The following is a 16,163-nucleotide window of genomic DNA, read 5'->3' as shown; positions in this document are numbered from 1 at the left end:
GACCCCATGGCGAAGCAGGCACGACGACCCGGACGCGGAACCGGCAAGCCGACCCCCGTGCGTCGGAACAAGGCCGCTCCCGCCGAGCGCTTCCCGCCCCCGAAGCCTCCGCGCAAGACCGCGAGGACCGACCAGAAGGTCGTCTTCGACGCCCCCGCATCCGACTCCGAGGAGCCGCGCACCTTCCGGCTCGGTGTCGTCCCGGGCGCGACGCCGGGCAGGTGGGTCGACGCGTGGAAGCAGCGGATGCCGCGCGTGCCGCTCGAACTCGTCCCGATCGACGTCGCCGGACAGCGTGCCGCGATCGACGAGCTCGACGCCGCCCTCGTACGGCTCCCGCTCACCGACCCGTCCCTGCACATCATCCCGCTGTACGACGAGATCCCGGTCGTGGTCGCCGCCGCCGATTCGCACCTCATGGCCGTCGACGAGCTCACCGCGACCGACCTGGAGGGCGAGGTCGTCATCGGCCTGACCGACGACGTGCTCGGCCCGCTCGATCTGCCGGGCACCGTCCCGGCCGCATTCGCGCCGCTGCCGACGCATGAGGCGATCGCCACCGCGGCATCCGGGGTCGGCATCCTGATCGTGCCGATGTCGTTGGCCCGGATGCACCGCCGCAAGGACGCCGACCACCGGCGTCTGGTCGACGGGCCGACGTCGACCGTGGCCCTGGTCTGGCCCCGCGAGCGCACGACGCCCGACGTCGACACCTTCGTCGGAATCGTGCGCGGTCGCACCGCGAACTCCTCCCGGTGACGACACGGGCGGTCGCGTCCCCGCACGATCGTTAGAATCTCCTGATGGCCTCGCTTCTCTACGTGTGCGTGCGACCCGAGACCGGGGCGGCGGATGCCGAGCATGCCTCGTTCCGGCGGGCGCTCGGCGTCGACGTGGTCGACCGCCTCGATCTGCTCCGGGAGCCGCTCGACCCGGCGCGCCTGCGGGGCTATCGCGGCGTGGTCGTCGGCGGGTCCCCGTTCAACGTGACGGACGAGGCGAAGTCCGTGGTGCAGCAACGGGTCGAGGCGAATCTCGAGGCGCTCGCCCGCTCCGCCATCGCCGGCGAGGTCGCGGTGTTCTTCACCTGCTTCAGCATCGGCGTCGTCACACGGATGCTCGGCGGCGACGTCGTCACCGCCATGCCGGAGTCGGCGAGCGCCACCGTGATCGAGACGACTCCGGAGGGCGCGGAGGATCCGGTCTTCGGCCCCAGCGGGCGAGCCCTGACCGTGTTCACCGCTCACAAGGAGAGCGCGGCGAGCACTCCGCCCGGAGCCGTGCTGCTCGCGACCAACGAGGTCTGCCCCGTGCAGGCATACCGCGTCGGGACCCACCTGTACGCCGCGCAGTTCCACCCGGAGCCCACACCGCGTGACTTCGCCGACCGTATGACGTTCTATCGCACGACCGGCTACTTCGACCCCGACGAGTTCGATCGCGTGCAGGGTCAGGTGCTCGCGGCATCCGTCACCGAGGGCGCAGCGCTCCTCCGCCGGTTCGCCGAGACCTTCGCCTAGTCGGCGCTTCCGCGCAGCAGCTCCACCCGTTCGCGCAGGTATGCCTCCAACGGCATGAACCCGCCGGCGGCGCTCCAGCGCACCGAGGGAACGCCGTCGATCAGCGCGAGCGGACCGGACGCCCCGCCGGCGTCCACGGCATCCACGTCGATCACGCTCCATCCCACGTGCACCACGTCGCCCTCGTGGAATCCGCCGCGCAGCGCCTCCGCCCGCCGCTCCGCCCGCGCCCGCGCCGACTCGGCGCTGTAGCCGCGGCGTCCGGGATCCGCCGCCCGCAGCACCTCGGCGGTCGCCAGGGCATGCGTCTCGGTCAGCAGCAGCGCGCCCAGGTGCCACGCCTCGCCGACGCGCACGATGCGCCGGCCGCGCCATCGGGATTCGCGCTCCTCGCCGAGTCCTTCCTTCGGGGCGCCGGCGAGATCCCGGACAGCCTGGGTGAGCAGAGCGCTCGCGGTCATCACAGCTCCCCCTGGATACGTTCGTCTGCCGGCTTCGGGCCCGTGATGCGCGACCGCTCGCCGCGGAGGGTGATACCCACCAGCGGATAGATCAGCACCGACAGCATCCCCGCTCCGACCAGGGCGGCGCCCATCCCGGAGTCGATCATGTGCTGGTCGACGCCGATCGCCGCGACCGCCACGATGATCGGGAGGCCCGTCGCGGCGAGGAAGCCGAGCGCCGCCCGATCGCGGATGCTCGCCCCCGCCGGCGCGGAGACCTGCGCGGCCGCACCGCGGATCACGAGCATGGCGATCAAGAACACCGGCACGAGCCAGAGGGCCGCCGGCGACGTGACGAGGGCCTGCAGGTCGAGGGCGACTCCGGTGGAGAGGAAGAAGATCGGCACGAGGAATCCGAACGCGATCGCCTCGATCTTGCTCTCCACCACCTCGGCGTCCTTCTTCGGCGCGCGCGCCATGAGGATCCGCCAGATCGCGCCGGCCACGAATGCCCCGAGCAGCATGTCGAGATCGAGCATGACGCTGAGTCCGACGAGCGCCGCGATGAGGAGCAGCACGAACCGCACGGCGAACTGCTCCGAAGTGTGCAGGGTCGCGCGCACGAGCCCGTGGAGGCGCCCGGGAGGAATGCGACGGGCCAGGAGCACGGCGAGCCCGGCCAGGATCACGAAGCCGAGGAGCACGGCAGCGGCGATCGGCGTGGCCCGCGTGCTGAGGAAGATCGAGATCGCGATCAGCGGGAGGAACTCGCCCACGGCGCCGATCACGCTGATGGCCTTGCCGAACGGGGTGTCCATCTCGCGCGCATCGCGCAGGATCGGCATCAGGGTGCCGAGCGCGGTCGAGCTCAGCGCGATGCCGATCACGACCATGCCCTCCCCCGGCGCGAGCAGGAATCCGAGGGCGATGCCGGCTGCGACGCTCAGGATCCAGCCGAGCGAGGCGCGCGCGAGCGGCTTTCCCGAGACCGCGCGGAAGTCGATCTCGGAGCCGGCGACGAAGAAGAGCGCGGCGAGCCCGAAGTCGCTGAGCTTGTCGAGGAGCGGGCCCGGCTCGACCCAGCCCAGCACCGCAGGCCCCACCAGGATGCCGAGCACGAGCTCGAACACGATGATGGGCACGCGCACGACCGGCCGGACACCGCGGGCGAGGAGAGGCGCCGCGACGGCCAGCAGGGGGATCAGCACCAGTGCCAGGTCGCTCGCGTCCACGGTCTCAGAGTAGCGACGCCGGGCGGCGATTCGCCCGGCGGCCTGCATCCACGGCAGAATCGATGCACACCCTCGAGGAGTCTCCATGTCTCAGCCCGATACCGCCCGCCTCCTGATCGCCTGCGATGACCAGCCCGGCATCGTCGCAGCGGTGGCCGGAGTGCTCGCGCGGCACGGCGCGAACATCATCTCGCTCGACCAGCACTCGACGGACTCCGAGGGCGGGCGCTTCTTCCAGCGCACGGTGATCCACCTCGACGGCCTCGCCGCCGCGCGCCCGGCGCTCGAGGCCGACATCGCCGCTGTCGCCGAGCGCTTCGGCATGGAGTGGTCGCTGCACGACGTCGCCCGCCGCAAGCGCGTCGCGATCTTCGTCTCGAAGTACGACCACTGCCTGATGGAGCTGCTCTGGCGCACGCAGCGCGGCCAGCTCGACATCGACATCACGATGGTCGTCTCGAACCACCCCGACCTCGCCGAGGCGGTGCGCTCGTTCGGCGTCCCGTTCGTGCACATCCCCTCGGGCGACAAGCAGCTCATGGAGCAGCGCCAGCTCGAGCTGCTGCAGGGCAACGTCGACCTGGTCGTGCTCGCCCGCTACATGCAGATCCTCACCGACGACTTCATCGAGCGGCTCGGCGCCCCGGTCATCAACATCCACCACTCCTTCCTGCCCGCGTTCATCGGCGCGAACCCGTACGCGCGAGCGAAGGATCGCGGGGTGAAGCTGATCGGCGCGACAGCGCACTACGCGACGGCCGACCTCGACGAGGGACCCATCATCGAGCAGGACGTCACGCGCGTGACGCACTCGGAGTCCGCAGCGCAGCTGCAGAGCCGCGGCGCCGACGTCGAGCGCCAGGTGCTCGCCCGCGCCGTGCAGTGGCACGCCGAGGATCGCGTGATCGTGCACGGCAAGTCCACCGTCATCCTCTAGCGCAGGCGCAGGGAGCGCGTCAGGCTCTCGCACCGATGATGTCGACGGCGAGCCCATGTGATGCCGCAACCAAGCGCTTGTCGTTCGTCCACAGCTCTGTGCAACCGGCCAGCTGAGCGGCAGCGAGGTGCAGAGCATCCGGGGTCTTCAGGCCGAAGTCCGCGCGCAACTCGGCGGAGCGGATGAAGACTGCCGCATCGAGATCGATTGACTCCATTCGCTCGAACGCACCCAGATAACGGTCCCGCAGCTCGGCGTTGCGGTCTTTGATCGGACGAACGAGGCACTCGTGAAGCGCGAGGGGACTCGAGACCACCGCGACATCGATCTCCTTGAGCGCACGTCTCACGGCATCGCCCCTGGGGCCGCTGTCTTCGAGCGCGTAGATCAGGATGCACGAATCGAGATAGATCATTCCCAGGCGTCCCGGCTCTCGGCGATCTGGGCGTCAAGATCTGCAGCGGAACGAGTGAGCCGGTCCGGCAGCGGGTGCTGCTCGATCCATTCGACGAGGAACCGCCCGCTGTGCACGACATCGACCGGGCCGATGGGGACGATCTTCGCCACCGGCGTTCCGCGCTTGGTGATCACCACCTCTTCGCCTGCCTGGGAGTCGGCGATCAACCGCGAGAGGTTGTTACGCGCTTCGAGCACGTTGTAGATGGACATATGGCTAGCCTAGCCATCTTCCTGGCTAGGCTCCAGGGTCACTGATCGACGGGAACCCCCGCCACGAGCTCCGCGAAGACCTCGGCCGCGGTGTCGTGGCGGATCAGCGGGGCGACCTGCCCCATCCACAGACCCTGCAGCTCGCCGAGGCCCTGCTGATTGGCCGCGGTGCGGAAGCGCCCCGTCAGCCAGTTCTGCATCGGGAAGGGCGCGATGGTCCCGCTTGCCTCGATCGCGCGCACCACGCGGTTGCGCGCTCCGCGCGCGAGCCGGCCGCTCATCGCCCGGGTGAGCACGGTCTCGTCGGCGGCGGTGGCGCGGATCGCGGCACGGTGCGCATCCGTCGTCGCGGACTCCTCCGTGGCGAGGAACGCCGTCCCGACCTGCACGCCTGACGCGCCGAGAGCGAAGGCCGCAGCGACACCTCGCCGGTCCGCGATGCCGCCCGCCGCGATCACCGGCACATCCACCGCGTCGACGACCTGCGGGATCAGCGCGAAGGTCCCGACCAGCGAGTCCTCGGCCGGGCGCAGGAACGAGACCCGGTGCCCCGCAGCCTCCATCCCCGTCGCCACGATCGCGTCCACGCCCGCCTCGGCGAGAGCTGTGGCCTCGGCGACCGTCGTCGCCGTTCCCACCACGCGGATGCCGCGGCGGCGGGCCTCGTCGATCAGCTCGGCCGACGGCACCCCGAAGACGACGCTCAGCACCGCGGGCGAGATGTCCCAGATCGCCTCGAGCTGCTCGTCGAGCGACGGCAGGTACTGCTCCGGCCGCCCCGGCACCTCGACGCCGACCGCCTCGTAGAAGGGCTCCAACGCCTGGGCGAACACCGTGTGCTGGGCATTGGGTGCGACCTCGTCGCCCGTCGGGAGCCAGATGTTGACCCCGAACGGCCGGTCGGTCGCGGCGTGCAGCTCGGCACCGGTCGCCCGGATGCGGTCGCCGTCGTAGCCGTACAGCCCGAACTGGCCGAAGCCGCCCGCGTCGCTCACGGCGGCGGTCAGCCCGACAGAGGAGAGTCCGCCGTACGGACCGAGGAAGATCGGATGCTCGATGCCGAGCAGCGCGCGAAGGTCACTCATGCTTCGACGTTACTCCCGCCGCGAACAGGGCGGATCGAGGCCGACATGGCCCGCCGGCCGATGCTAGCCTCGCTGCAGGAGAGGAGTGCGCGCATGAGCGAGTGGTTCGGGCAGATGCTGAGCATCCTCGCGACCGCGCTCGGGCTCGTCTCGATGCCGGATGCCGCGGCCCTCGGCCTCGCGGTGGCCCTGCTCGCCGTGACCGCCCTCACGCTCGCCGTCGTGCTGAGCGTGCGTCCGATGCTCGGCGCCGACGAGCCGCATCCGCTGCGCGCCATCGACGTCGGCACGCTTCTCTCGCAGAGCGATCCGGATGCCGCGGGCCACCCCCGTCCGCGGGCGCCGGGAGTCGCGACCGCCGCGTAGTCCGTTCACTCGGGATAGCGCGGCCTTCGCCGACCCTTCCCGACGTCTCGAACGGACACCTCCATGGACCCCTTTGCCTTTCCGCCCCTCGCCGCCCTCCTGAACGCCGCCTACGGCGCCCTGGTCGGCCTCTCCACGCTCCTCGAGCCCCTCGCCGGGGCATCCGCCGCCGCCCTCGCCGTCGTGCTCGTCACGCTGCTCGTGCGCGCCCTGCTCGTCCCCGTCGGCATCTCGCAGGCCAAGGCCGAGCAGACCAGGTCCCGCCTCGCCCCGAAGCTGCGCGAGCTGCAGCGCCGCCACAAGAAGAATCCGGAGCGCCTGCAGAAGGAGACGCTCGCGCTGTACCGCGAGGAGAACACGTCCCCCTTCGCGGGGATGCTGCCGGTGCTCGCGCAGGCGCCCGTGGTCGGCATCCTCTACACGCTGTTCATCCGCACCGACATCGCGGGGCACGCGAACGACCTGCTCGCCCATGATCTGCTCGGTGCGCCGCTCGGCACGAGCCTCGTGTCGGCGCTCTTCGGCGGGACGGCCACGCCGTCGACCTGGCTCGTCTTCGGCGCCCTGCTCCTCGTGATGATCGCCGTCGCGGAGGTGACGCGTCGCGTCTTCCAGCCGGCTCCGGTCGAGGGCGACGACTCCCCGCTGAACTCGCCGACCATGCTGCGCGTGGTCTGCGCGATGCACTACCTGACCGCGGTGTTCGCGGTGTTCGTGCCGCTCGCCGCGGCGCTCTACCTGACCGTGACCGTCGTCTGGACGCTCGTGCAGCGCGTCATCCTGCGGCGGCGATTCCCGCTCGCCGTCCCGGTGCGGGGCTGACGTCAGTCGGGCAGCGGGATCGGCGCCGTGAACGGGCCGGACCCGCTGTCCGTCCGGCGTTCGCGGCGCACGCCGAGCGTGGTGCCGACGCTCGCCGCGATCACGAGCACGACGGCCAGCATCCGCAGCGGGGTCGCGTCCTGTCCGAGGATGAGCCAGCCGGCGAGCGTGGCGAAGGCGGGCTCGAGACTCAGCAGCACACCGAACACGCGCTGCGGCAGCCTCCGGAGCGCCGCGAGCTCGAAGCTGTACGGGATGACGGACGACAGCACGGCGGTGATCGCGGCCAGCAGCAGCAGCTGCATGTCGCCGGCGACGATCGACACGGTCGGAACGCCCACCGGCAGAAGCAGCACCGCCGCCACGACGAGACCCATGGCCAGGCCGCTGCTGCCCGGGATGAGCGCGCCGACCCTGGCGCTCATCCGGATGTACATGATCCAGAAGCCCGCCGCGATGAGGATGAACACGACGCCGAGAGGGTCGAGCGGCTCGGCGCCGATCAGACCGTCGATCCCGAGCAGCGCCATGCCGAGGAGGGCGACCCCGACCCATGCGGCGTCCGCGAGTCGCCGGGTCAGCACCGCGGCGAGCACGAGCGGCCCGAGGAACTCGATGGCGACCGCCGGCCCGAGCGGGATGCGGTCGATCGCGGCGTAGAAGAAGCCGTTCATCGCGGCCAGCGACACTCCGAAGAGAGTCGCGGCCAGCCACTGCCTGCCCGTCCACCGTCGGGGGCGCGGTCGCACGATCACGACCAGCAGCAGGGCGGCGATCGCGACCCGCAGAGAGGTCACTCCCCACGGGCCGAGGACCGGGAACAGCTGCGCGGCGACCGCCGCGCCGAAAGGCAGGGAGAGGCAGGAGCCGACGACCAGCGCGACCCCGACGAGGGGACCGGATGCCGCGGGCTTCTGCACTCCCCCAGCCTAGGCGCGATCGCCGGGGCGACCACGCCGCGCCGGCGGTTCCCGCGGTGTCAGAGCGCCTTTCCGCCGGTGACCGCGATCACGGCTCCCGTGACGTACGACGACTCCGCCGAGGCCAGGTGCACGTAGGTGCCGGCGAGCTCCGCCGGCTGACCGGCGCGCCCGAGCGGGGTGTCGGCCCCGAACGTCGCGAGGCGCTCGGCATCCCATCCGGTGGCGGGGATCAGCGGCGTCCAGATCGGGCCGGGCGCGACGGCGTTGACCCGGATGCCGCGCGGTCCTGCCTCTTCGGCGAGCGCCTTGACGAAGGCCACCTGGGCGGCCTTGGTCATGGCGTAGTCGATGAGCCCCGGCGACGGCTGCGACGACTGGATCGACGAGGTCACGATGATGCTCGCGCCGGGCTCGAGGTCAGGGTAGGCGGCCCGCGCCGTGAACACGAGGCCGGCGAGGTTCGTGTCGAAGACGCGGCGCATCCGCTCGGTCGGAAGGTTCTCGAACCCGTCGATGTCGTGCTGGTAGGCGGCGTTCAGCACCAGCACGTCCAGCCCGCCGAACTCGCTCCTCGTGCGGGCGACGATGTCGGTGGCGAAGGCCTCGTCGCGCAGGTCGCCGGCGAGGCTCAGGCCCTTGCCTCCGGCCTCCCGGACGAGGGCGAGCGTCGCGTCGGCATCCGCCTGCTCCTCGGGCATGTGGGCGATCGCGACATCGGCGCCCTCACGGGCGAAGGCGATCGCGACGGCGCGGCCGATGCCGGAGTCGCCGCCGGTGATCAGAGCCCGCCGGCCGTCGAGGCGGCCGTGCCCGACATAGGTCTCCTCGCCGTGGTCCGGCGTCGGGGTCGTGCGGTCCGTGAGCCCCGGCTGGTCCTGCTGCTGCGCGGGGAAGCCCTCTTCGCGGTGGGCGTGCCGGGGGTCGGATGTGCTGTCGGCCATGCTGGCTCCTCCTCTGCTCGGCGTGCGCTCGAGCAGGTGTCGCCCGGGCGTCAGCGACGAGCCTCCCCGACGGCTTCCGCCGCGGGCAGGGGGTTGACAGCGGCGTCCGCCGGGCCGAAGGTGCCGGCTGCTACACCGGTGCGCCGGCCGGGGCGTCTCCTGCGCCCGCCGCCTCGCCCGCATCGGAGGGTTCGGGCACCAGGTACAAGCCGCTCGGCGCGTTGGCCGTGAAGGCGAGAGCCTCGATCCAGGCGCGGTTGATCGAGGGCTGACGGCTGCCGAAGTACTTGAAGACGAGGGAGCTGTTGGGCTGGATCCACACGGTGGTCCGTCCGCCGCCGACGCTCGCATCCTCGCGCCAGCTGAAGGGGAACGGCTCGCCGCGACGGAGCTTGGCGGTGATGACGAGCTGCAGGTGTGTGAGGGCGCGATCCTCGATCTCGGTCTTCACGCCGCCCTCGTAGATGAACTTGCCCATGTGCTCCTCGTTCTCCCGGTGCGGCGGCCCGACGAGTCTTGTCCGATTCGTCCTCGTCTGCGTAGCGTAAAGCCTATGGGCATCCTGTACTACGGTGACGCGAGGAATCCGATCCAGATCGACGATCTCGTGCTGGCGCACCTCAAGGTCGTGATCGCGACAAAGCTGCGTCGGAACGAGAGCTTCACCCTGTCGTGGCGCCATCCCGAGGGCGATCCCGACGGCCGCTCGACGATCTGGCTCCACCCGTCGATCCCGCTGCGGTTCACTTTCGACGACCCCGTGGCCCCGGAGCTGCAGCCCGAGTGGATCACCGCGATGGCGACATCGGCGAACTCCAGCGGCGGCATCACCCTGCTGACCGCCGACATGATCCCGAAGGACGAGAGCGACGAGACGGACGCCCCGTGAGGGCGAAGTCAACCCCCTCACGCAGAACGGCGCCCGCCGCCTAGCGTGAAGGGACCGATCCGAGGAGGCCACCGCCATGAACGCACGACACATCGACGACCGCCCCGATGACGGCTACACGCCGACGACCACGCATGCCGAATGGGGTGCCGGCAACCCGCTGCTGCGCATCACGCGCGACGATGAGCGGTCGGAGTTCGCACTCGAGGCCGACGTCGTGCGCATCGGCTCGGCCGACGGCAACGAGCTTCGACTGCCCGACACGGATCCCGTGCACGCCACGATCACGCACGACGAGCGCGACGAGTACGTGCTGACCCTCCACGGCGAGGGCGAGATGAACGCCAACCCCGCAGCGGATGCCACGCACGAGGGCGATGCCACCGAGACGCTGCGCACCGGCGCGCGGTTCACCGCGGGGCCGTGGACGCTCGTCTTCGCGCGCGAGGAGTTCGCCGATCACGGTCGCCCCTTCGGCGGCCGCAAGGGTGGCGAGTACTCCGACCAGCCCCTGCAGCCTCCGCGTCCGGATTACGCCGCCGGCGAGGCGCCGGAGGCCGCCGACGAGCCGCAGCCGGAAGACCCCGCGTCCACCGATGCTCCCCAGACGAACGAGCCGCAGTCCGCGCCCGACCGGGGCGTCTGACCGGTCCGGCGACGGGGCCGCCTGACCCCGACTGACCCCGACTGACCCCCCGTCGGCCTCAGCGCCCGGGCACGAGGCCGATGCGCAGCGGTGCCTCCGGACCTGCGGCCTCGACGAGGGCCTCGTCGATGTCGAGCAGGGATCGGACGGCGCCGACCGCGTCGGCGAACGGATAGGCGCGACCGCGGCCGGCGAGGAACGCCACCGCCTCCGCCAGCTCCGCGCCGGTGTAGTTGTGGATGCCGGCGACGGTGACCAGGCGGCGCACGATGCTCTCCGCGTCGAACGGCACGGGGTCGGCCGGGAAGACGCTGCCGACGAGCACGACCGTCCCGCCGACCGCGACCCCGTCGAGCGCGGCCACCACCGCGTGCCCCGACGCCTCGATGACGACGTCGGGTTCGCGCGAGAGGGCATCCGCAGCGCCGAAGCGCGTGGCCAGCGCCCGCCGCGCAGGGTTCGGATCGAGCACCTCGACCGTCGCTCCCTGCTCCGCCGCGATGGCCGCGGCGGACAGCCCGACGAGACCCGCGCCGTGGATGCGCACCGTCGCTCCGTCGAGGTCGTGGTCCCGACCGGCGCGCGCCACCGCCGCCCACGCCGTCGCGGTCGCGCAGGATGCCGGAGCGAGGACGGATGCCGGCAGCGCCTCCGGCACGCGGACGATGGCGGTGCCCTCTCGGAGTTGCACGTGGGTCCCGAACGCGCCGGTGAGGTCGCCGTGCGCGCCGACGCGGTCGTGGCCGTACTTGCCCAGGGTCCGGCATTTCTGCGGAAGGCCCTGCAGGCACCGGTCGCAGCTCGCGCACGAGACCGTGACCGACCAGACCACGCGGTCGCCGATGCGGAGCGGAGTGCCGTCGACCGCGTTCGCCCCGGAGTCGCCGGTCGCGATCACGCGGCCCACGCTCTCGTGACCGAGCACCAGGGGCGTCGGCGCCGACCGGCGTCCCTGCACGGTGTGCACGTCGGAGCCGCAGATCGTGGACATCTCGACGGCGACCAGCACGTCGCCGTCGGCGAGGGCGACACCCGGCACCGCGATCGTCTCGTGCGGATGCCCCTCGCCGACCCACACCATCGCGGTCGCTGCGGGGCGGAGGGCCACGTCGCGCCGGTGGCCGGGCGGACGGATCAGCAGGGTGCCCATGTCGCGCCCGCGTCTCAGGTGGCGGGGACCGCGCGCAGCAGTCCGCGGTCGGCGAGCACGTCGCGGAGGGCGGTGACGTCGTCGAGCACGGCATCCGCTCCCGCGCCCTCGAGAGCGACCCGGTCGTGGGCGCCGCTGAGGACGCCGGCGACGAAGCCCGCGCCCGCACGGCGTCCGGACTCGACGTCGCTGACGGTGTCGCCCGCGACGCCGACCGCCGCGACGGAGGACGTCTGCGTGCGGAGCAGGGCGGTGAGCACCAGGTCGGGGGCAGGGCGGCCGCGGCCGGCGTCGACCGGCGAGAGCACCAGGTCGACGAGTCCGTGCCAGCCGAGCCCGTCGATCAGCGCGTCGCGGGTGACCGGCGCGAAGCCGGTGGTCAGCACGACCGTGAGCCCGGCGTCCTTGAGCCCCTGGATCGCGTCGGCCGCACCCGGGATCTCCGTGACGCCCTGCTCGGCGACGATCTCGGCGTACGCGCCCTCGAAGGCGGCGGTGGCACGCTCGGCTGCCGCGACGTCGCCGCCGGCGAGGTGGGTGAAGACGTCGATCTTGGACTGGCCCATGGTGACGCGGACGTGGTCGAGCGCCTCGGCCCACGGCATCCGCTCGGCGACGCCCGTGCGCTCGGCGGCGCGCTGGAACGCCTGCTCCACGACGCCGTCGTCGAGCACCGTGGTTCCTGCCATGTCGAGGACGACGAGTTCGAGGGGAGTTGTCGTGGTCATGATGTTCCTTCCATTGCGGGTGCCCACCCGAAGGCGGCGGTGAGATTCTCTTCGGCGAGCCCCAGACCCGTGGTCATTCCGATGCCGGTGGTCGCGGCGAGCACCAGCGCTCCCTCGTCGCCCCGTTCGATGAGGAACTCCCGCGCGCCCTTGGCGTACACGCCCTGCCACCGCTCGAGCACGCGCGGCGTCGGCATGTCGAACAGGGCCTCCGCCTCGGCGAGGAACGCCGTGAACGCGGCCTCGGGCTGGAAGGGGGCGGGCGCGATCGCGGTCGCGTGGGAGTCGCCGATGATGAGCGAGCCGTCCGGCAGCTGCGTGTACATCTGGTTGAGGTCGAGGGCGGCGAGATCCGGCCGTTCGGCGTGCAGTCGATCGCGCAGTGCGGCGGACTCCGGACCGCCGGCGAATCGCCCGTACCGCACCAGCGACCAGCCGGTGAGCAGCGGGGCGGAGAGCGGATGCCGGAGCGTCACGGCCGCACGCATCATGTCCAGCGCGCAGCGGACGATGCCGTGGCGTTCGGCGACCTCCGGCAGCAGCTGATCGATGTCGTGGTTGACGGCGACGACGACGTTCGCGCAGGTGATGGTTCCGCGCGTCGTCTCGACGCGACCGGCTCCCAGCGCGGTGACGGCCGTGCGGAACCGGAACTCCACGCCCAGCGCCGCGAGGTGACGCACGATCGCAGCGGCCGCGGTGCGCGGGTCGGTCTGCAGATCGGTCTCGATGCGGGCGCCGCCGAGGAGGCCCTCGCGTCGCAGCGGCGCGAGGCGGAGCAGTTCGTCGGCCTCCAGCATCCGGATGCCGCCGTCGCCGGCGGCCGCCTCGAGAACGGCGAGCTCGTCGTCATGGCGGGCGGCGACCAGCGTGCCCGACTCCCGCAGCCAGAACCCGGCGTCCTGGGAGAGGCGCAGCCAGAGCTCGCGAGAGGCGTCGGCGTAGCGCCGGGCCTCTCCGCTCTGCGCCCCGATGCAGAGGTGCCCGAAGTTGCGGATCGTGGCTCCTGTCACGGCATCCGCACGGTCGACCACGATGACGCGAAGGCCGCGGCGGACCGCCCCATACGCGGCGCCGAGTCCGACGATGCCGGAGCCGACGACGACGAGGTCGGCGGAATCAGGTGACGTGGTCATCGGAACACCTTCCGCATCCACATGGCGAGACCCTCGACGACGAGCACGGTGGCGAGGATCATCAGGACGATCGCGGTCACGGTCTCGTACCGAGAGCCCTGGCTGGCGTTGAGCAGGTAGTAGCCCACGCCGCCGCCGCCGACGATGCCGAGGATCGTCGCCGCGCGGATGTTGGTGTCGAGCATGTAGAAGCTGTGACCGATCAGGGCCTGCATCCCCTGCGGCACCGTGGCCGACGTGTAGGTCTGCAGGCGGGTGGCGCCGACGGCGCGCAGCGCGCGCTCCGGTCCGCGGTCGACCTCCTCGAAGGAGTCGGCGATGAGCTTGCCGAGCAGGCCGACGCCGCCGATGGCGAGCGCGATGACGCCGGCCTGCGGGCCGAGCCCGGTGACCACCACGAGCACGATCGCGAGGATGAGCTCCGGGATGCCCCGGATGCCGACGAGCAGGAAGCGCGCGGCGCCGCGCGCCCCGGGGCTCGGCGCGACGTTGCTCGCCGCGAGCGAGCCGAGGATGAGCGAGGGAAGCAGGGTCAGCACGGTCGCGGCGAGTGCGATCGCGACCGTGTCGCGCATGGCCTCGAACATGACGCTCGCGTCGTAGCTGCCGAAGGAGGGCGGCCAGAACTTCACGGCGACCTCGGGGAGCTTGCCCCAGAAGGTGAAGAAGTCGAGCCAGTTGATCTGGCTCACGACGACGCTGCCGACCACGATGAGCACCGCCACGACGCCGGCGATCGCGTGGCGCACACGCTGCGCCGTCCACGGGCGGCGCACGGCTGTCGCGGGGCTCGCCGCCCAGGCGGGACGCTCGGTCGATGCGGCTGCAGACCCCCGCGAACCGAGGCGCGGGTGCAGCAGGCGGTCGATCCACGAGCGCGTCTGCTGCTGCTGTCCGAGCATCGCACCGCGCACCATGCTCGAGACGATCTCCATGACGATGCAGAGGATGAAGATGACCAGGGCGATGCCGAGACCCTTGCCGTAGTTGAGCGCCTTGAACGCGTAGGACATCTCCAGTCCGAGACCCGCGACGCCCACATAGCCGAGGACCACGCTGCCGCGGAGGTTGATGTCGTTGCGGTGCAGCACCGTCGCGACCCAGCTGGGGAGCACCTGCGGGAGGATGCCCGAGGTGAACTCCTGCAGCTTCGAGCCGCCGGCGGCGCGGATCGCGAGGCGGGGCCCCTCGTCGATCTGCTCGATCGCATCGGCGAACATCTTCGAGATCATGCCGATCGAGTGGATGCCGATGGCCAGGATGCCGGGGAGCGTGCCGAGCGAGAACATGAGCACGAAGGCCATCGCGAGCACGACGTCCGGAAGCGCGCGGGTGAGCACGCCGATGAAGCGCGCCGCCGCGCGCCAGCCGTTGCCGGGCGTCGTGTTGGACGCCGCGAGGTAGGCGATCGGCACCGAGAGCACCGCGGCGAGCAGGGTGCCGACGAGCACGAGCCCGACGGTGAGGGCGATGAGCCAGGCGAGATCGCCGGGTTCCGGGAACGACAGCCCGCCGACGCGCGCCAGGAAGTTCTCGGCGTTGCCCCAGCTCTGTGCCATCGCGGGGAGCGAGATCCCGACCTCGTTCACGGCGAGGATGCCGATCACGAGGAGGGCGAGCAGCGTCAGCGATGCGGCGATCCGCTCCGGGGAGACGGCGCGGCGCGGCGCGCGCTCGGCGACATCACCCGGGGTCCCCGAGCCTCCCCCCTGGGTCCCTGAGCCTGCGCCCTGGGTCCCTGAGCCTGCACCCTGGGTCCCTGAGCCTGCACCCTGGGTCCCTGAGCCTGCACCCTGGGTCCCTGAGCCTGTCGAAGGGCGCACGACCGTCATGACGCCGCCACCTGCGACGCGGCATCCGCCAGTTCCATCGTGACGGCGGCGATCTCGGCGGTCGTCGTCGCGACCCGGCCGTAGATCTCCATGACCTCGGCCTTGGTGAGGTCGGTGGTCGGCATGTCCAGCACGATCTCGCCGTGGCGGAGCCCGACGATGCGGTCGGCCCAGGAGATCGCGAGGTCGACCTGGTGCAGGCTGCAGACCACGGTGAGGCCTTCGTCGGCCGCGATCTCGCGGATGAGTGCCATCACCTGGTCGCTCGACTCCGGGTCGAGCGAGGCGACGGGCTCGTCGGCGAGCAGGATGTCGGGCTTCTGCATCAGAGCGCGCGCGATGGCGACCCGCTGCTGCTGTCCGCCGGAGAGCGTGTCGCTGCGCTGGTAGGCGCGGTCGAGCAGGCCCACCCGATCGAGGTGCTCGAGTGCGGTGAGCTTCGCGGCCTTCGAGTAGCCCCAGAGGCCGAGGCGCGGACCGCGGACCCCCGAGAGCGACCCGGTGAGCACGTTCTCGAGCACCGTGAGCGAGGGCACGAGCTCGAACTGCTGGAAGATGAAGCCCACGCGACTGCGCAGGTTGCGCAGCGCCCGACCCTTCAGCGTCGGCACCTGCCGGCCCAGCACCTCCACCGACCCGGCGGTCGGGAGCTCGAGTCCGTCGAGGTGGCGGAGAAGCGTCGACTTGCCGGAGCCGCTGAGGCCGAGCAGGACGACGATCTCGCCCCGGGAGACCTGCAACGAGGCATCCTTCAGCGCCGTGGTGGACCCGAAGGTCTTCGTCACGCCCTCGAGACGGATGAGGGCATCGGATGCCGCGTTCATGGGTTTCTCCTGGTGAGATC

20 protein-coding genes are annotated in these 16,163 nt (G+C 71.5%); 7 read left to right on the top strand and 13 right to left on the bottom strand.

The genetic code is table 11. The annotated features are described in order from the left end of the window. The first annotated feature begins 6 nt into the window (after positions 1–6). Positions 7–759 (top strand): LysR substrate-binding domain-containing protein, encoded by a 753-nt coding sequence (locus MRBLWH11_RS09410; RefSeq protein WP_341947690.1) that lies wholly within the window; start codon positions 7–9, stop codon positions 757–759. Positions 760–803: 44 nt separating this feature from the next. Continuing rightward, on the top strand, positions 804–1,520 hold the full coding sequence (locus MRBLWH11_RS09405) for a GMP synthase (protein ID WP_341947689.1): 717 nt from the start codon (positions 804–806) through the stop codon (positions 1,518–1,520). Here the strand turns inward: MRBLWH11_RS09405 and MRBLWH11_RS09400 are convergent. Together MRBLWH11_RS09400 and MRBLWH11_RS09395 are read right to left on the bottom strand one after the other, a co-directional pair. Beyond that, positions 1,517–1,981 (bottom strand): glutaminase, encoded by a 465-nt coding sequence (locus MRBLWH11_RS09400; RefSeq protein ID WP_341947688.1) that lies wholly within the window; start codon positions 1,979–1,981, stop codon positions 1,517–1,519. The two genes, MRBLWH11_RS09405 and MRBLWH11_RS09400, sit on opposite strands and share 4 nt — an antisense overlap. Then, on the bottom strand, positions 1,981–3,195 hold the full coding sequence (locus MRBLWH11_RS09395) for a cation:proton antiporter (RefSeq protein ID WP_341947687.1): 1,215 nt from the start codon (positions 3,193–3,195) through the stop codon (positions 1,981–1,983). The genes MRBLWH11_RS09400 and MRBLWH11_RS09395 overlap by 1 nt, the downstream gene beginning before the upstream one ends. A gap of 85 nt (positions 3,196–3,280) precedes the next feature. Between MRBLWH11_RS09395 and purU the strand changes: the two genes are divergently transcribed. Continuing rightward, a complete protein-coding gene (purU, locus tag MRBLWH11_RS09390; RefSeq protein ID WP_341947686.1) occupies positions 3,281–4,132 on the top strand; it encodes a formyltetrahydrofolate deformylase in 852 nt (283 codons plus the stop codon). A gap of 19 nt (positions 4,133–4,151) precedes the next feature. On the opposite strand, the gene MRBLWH11_RS09385 is transcribed toward purU, so the two are convergent. Genes MRBLWH11_RS09385 through MRBLWH11_RS09375 form a run of 3 tightly spaced genes read right to left on the bottom strand, consistent with a single transcriptional unit; the run spans position 4,152 to position 5,886 of the window. Then, positions 4,152–4,547, bottom strand: coding sequence for a PIN domain-containing protein (locus MRBLWH11_RS09385; RefSeq protein ID WP_341947685.1), 396 nt, complete (start codon positions 4,545–4,547; stop codon positions 4,152–4,154). Beyond that, the gene (locus MRBLWH11_RS09380; protein ID WP_116635591.1) at positions 4,544–4,801 is read right to left on the bottom strand and encodes a type II toxin-antitoxin system prevent-host-death family antitoxin; all 258 of its coding nucleotides are present in this window, start codon (positions 4,799–4,801) and stop codon (positions 4,544–4,546) included. The genes MRBLWH11_RS09385 and MRBLWH11_RS09380 overlap by 4 nt, the downstream gene beginning before the upstream one ends. 38 nt (positions 4,802–4,839) lie before the next feature. Next, positions 4,840–5,886, bottom strand: a complete 1,047-nt coding sequence (locus tag MRBLWH11_RS09375; RefSeq protein WP_341947684.1) for a DUF561 domain-containing protein — start codon at positions 5,884–5,886, stop codon at positions 4,840–4,842. Between the two features lie 93 nt (positions 5,887–5,979). Here MRBLWH11_RS09375 and MRBLWH11_RS09370 point away from each other — a divergent pair, with 93 nt between their 5' ends. Beyond that, positions 5,980–6,252, top strand: a complete 273-nt coding sequence (locus MRBLWH11_RS09370; protein WP_116635589.1) for a DUF6412 domain-containing protein — start codon at positions 5,980–5,982, stop codon at positions 6,250–6,252. 63 nt (positions 6,253–6,315) lie between these two features. Further along, positions 6,316–7,074, top strand: a complete 759-nt coding sequence (gene yidC, locus MRBLWH11_RS09365) for a membrane protein insertase YidC (RefSeq protein ID WP_341947683.1) — start codon at positions 6,316–6,318, stop codon at positions 7,072–7,074. Positions 7,075–7,076: 2 nt separating this feature from the next. Here yidC and MRBLWH11_RS09360 read toward each other — a convergent pair whose 3' ends face one another. The 3 genes from MRBLWH11_RS09360 to MRBLWH11_RS09350 all read right to left on the bottom strand — a co-directional run bounded on the left by MRBLWH11_RS09360 (position 7,077) and on the right by MRBLWH11_RS09350 (position 9,416). Beyond that, positions 7,077–7,994 carry a DMT family transporter gene (locus MRBLWH11_RS09360; protein WP_341947682.1) on the bottom strand — a complete coding sequence of 306 codons (918 nt, stop codon included), beginning with the start codon at positions 7,992–7,994 and terminating at the stop codon, positions 7,077–7,079. 59 nt (positions 7,995–8,053) lie between these two features. Continuing rightward, entirely contained in the window at positions 8,054–8,938 is an 885-nt protein-coding gene (locus MRBLWH11_RS09355; RefSeq protein WP_341947681.1) for an SDR family oxidoreductase, read from the bottom strand. 130 nt (positions 8,939–9,068) lie between these two features. After that, entirely contained in the window at positions 9,069–9,416 is a 348-nt protein-coding gene (locus MRBLWH11_RS09350) for an ATP-dependent DNA ligase (RefSeq protein WP_116635585.1), read from the bottom strand. 75 nt (positions 9,417–9,491) lie between these two features. On the opposite strand from MRBLWH11_RS09350, the gene MRBLWH11_RS09345 reads away from it, so the two are divergent. Both MRBLWH11_RS09345 and MRBLWH11_RS09340 read left to right on the top strand, forming a co-directional pair. Beyond that, positions 9,492–9,827, top strand: coding sequence for a hypothetical protein (locus MRBLWH11_RS09345; RefSeq protein ID WP_341947680.1), 336 nt, complete (start codon positions 9,492–9,494; stop codon positions 9,825–9,827). A 76-nt stretch (positions 9,828–9,903) separates the two neighbouring features. Further along, the gene (locus tag MRBLWH11_RS09340; protein ID WP_341947679.1) at positions 9,904–10,473 is read left to right on the top strand and encodes an FHA domain-containing protein; all 570 of its coding nucleotides are present in this window, start codon (positions 9,904–9,906) and stop codon (positions 10,471–10,473) included. 58 nt (positions 10,474–10,531) lie between these two features. Here MRBLWH11_RS09340 and MRBLWH11_RS09335 read toward each other — a convergent pair whose 3' ends face one another. The 5 genes from MRBLWH11_RS09335 to phnC are packed head-to-tail and all read right to left on the bottom strand — an operon-like array spanning position 10,532 to position 16,143. Further along, positions 10,532–11,623, bottom strand: a complete 1,092-nt coding sequence (locus MRBLWH11_RS09335) for an alcohol dehydrogenase catalytic domain-containing protein (RefSeq protein ID WP_341947678.1) — start codon at positions 11,621–11,623, stop codon at positions 10,532–10,534. A gap of 14 nt (positions 11,624–11,637) precedes the next feature. Beyond that, on the bottom strand, positions 11,638–12,351 hold the full coding sequence (locus MRBLWH11_RS09330; protein ID WP_341947676.1) for an HAD family hydrolase: 714 nt from the start codon (positions 12,349–12,351) through the stop codon (positions 11,638–11,640). Next, positions 12,348–13,487 (bottom strand): TIGR03364 family FAD-dependent oxidoreductase, encoded by a 1,140-nt coding sequence (locus MRBLWH11_RS09325; protein ID WP_341947675.1) that lies wholly within the window; start codon positions 13,485–13,487, stop codon positions 12,348–12,350. The genes MRBLWH11_RS09330 and MRBLWH11_RS09325 overlap by 4 nt, the downstream gene beginning before the upstream one ends. Next, positions 13,484–15,319, bottom strand: coding sequence for a phosphonate ABC transporter, permease protein PhnE (phnE, locus tag MRBLWH11_RS09320; RefSeq protein ID WP_341947674.1), 1,836 nt, complete (start codon positions 15,317–15,319; stop codon positions 13,484–13,486). Before phnE ends, MRBLWH11_RS09325 begins: the two co-directional genes overlap by 4 nt. Continuing rightward, positions 15,316–16,143 (bottom strand): phosphonate ABC transporter ATP-binding protein, encoded by an 828-nt coding sequence (gene phnC / locus MRBLWH11_RS09315; protein ID WP_116635579.1) that lies wholly within the window; start codon positions 16,141–16,143, stop codon positions 15,316–15,318. The genes phnE and phnC overlap by 4 nt, the downstream gene beginning before the upstream one ends. Positions 16,144–16,163 lie beyond the last annotated feature (20 nt).

Origin of the sequence: Microbacterium sp. LWH11-1.2 (assembly GCF_038397745.1) — a bacterium.
In the GTDB taxonomy this organism is placed as follows: domain Bacteria; phylum Actinomycetota; class Actinomycetes; order Actinomycetales; family Microbacteriaceae; genus Microbacterium.
Note: the sequence above shows the minus strand (reverse complement) of the source record. Positions and strands in the feature narration are given on the sequence as shown.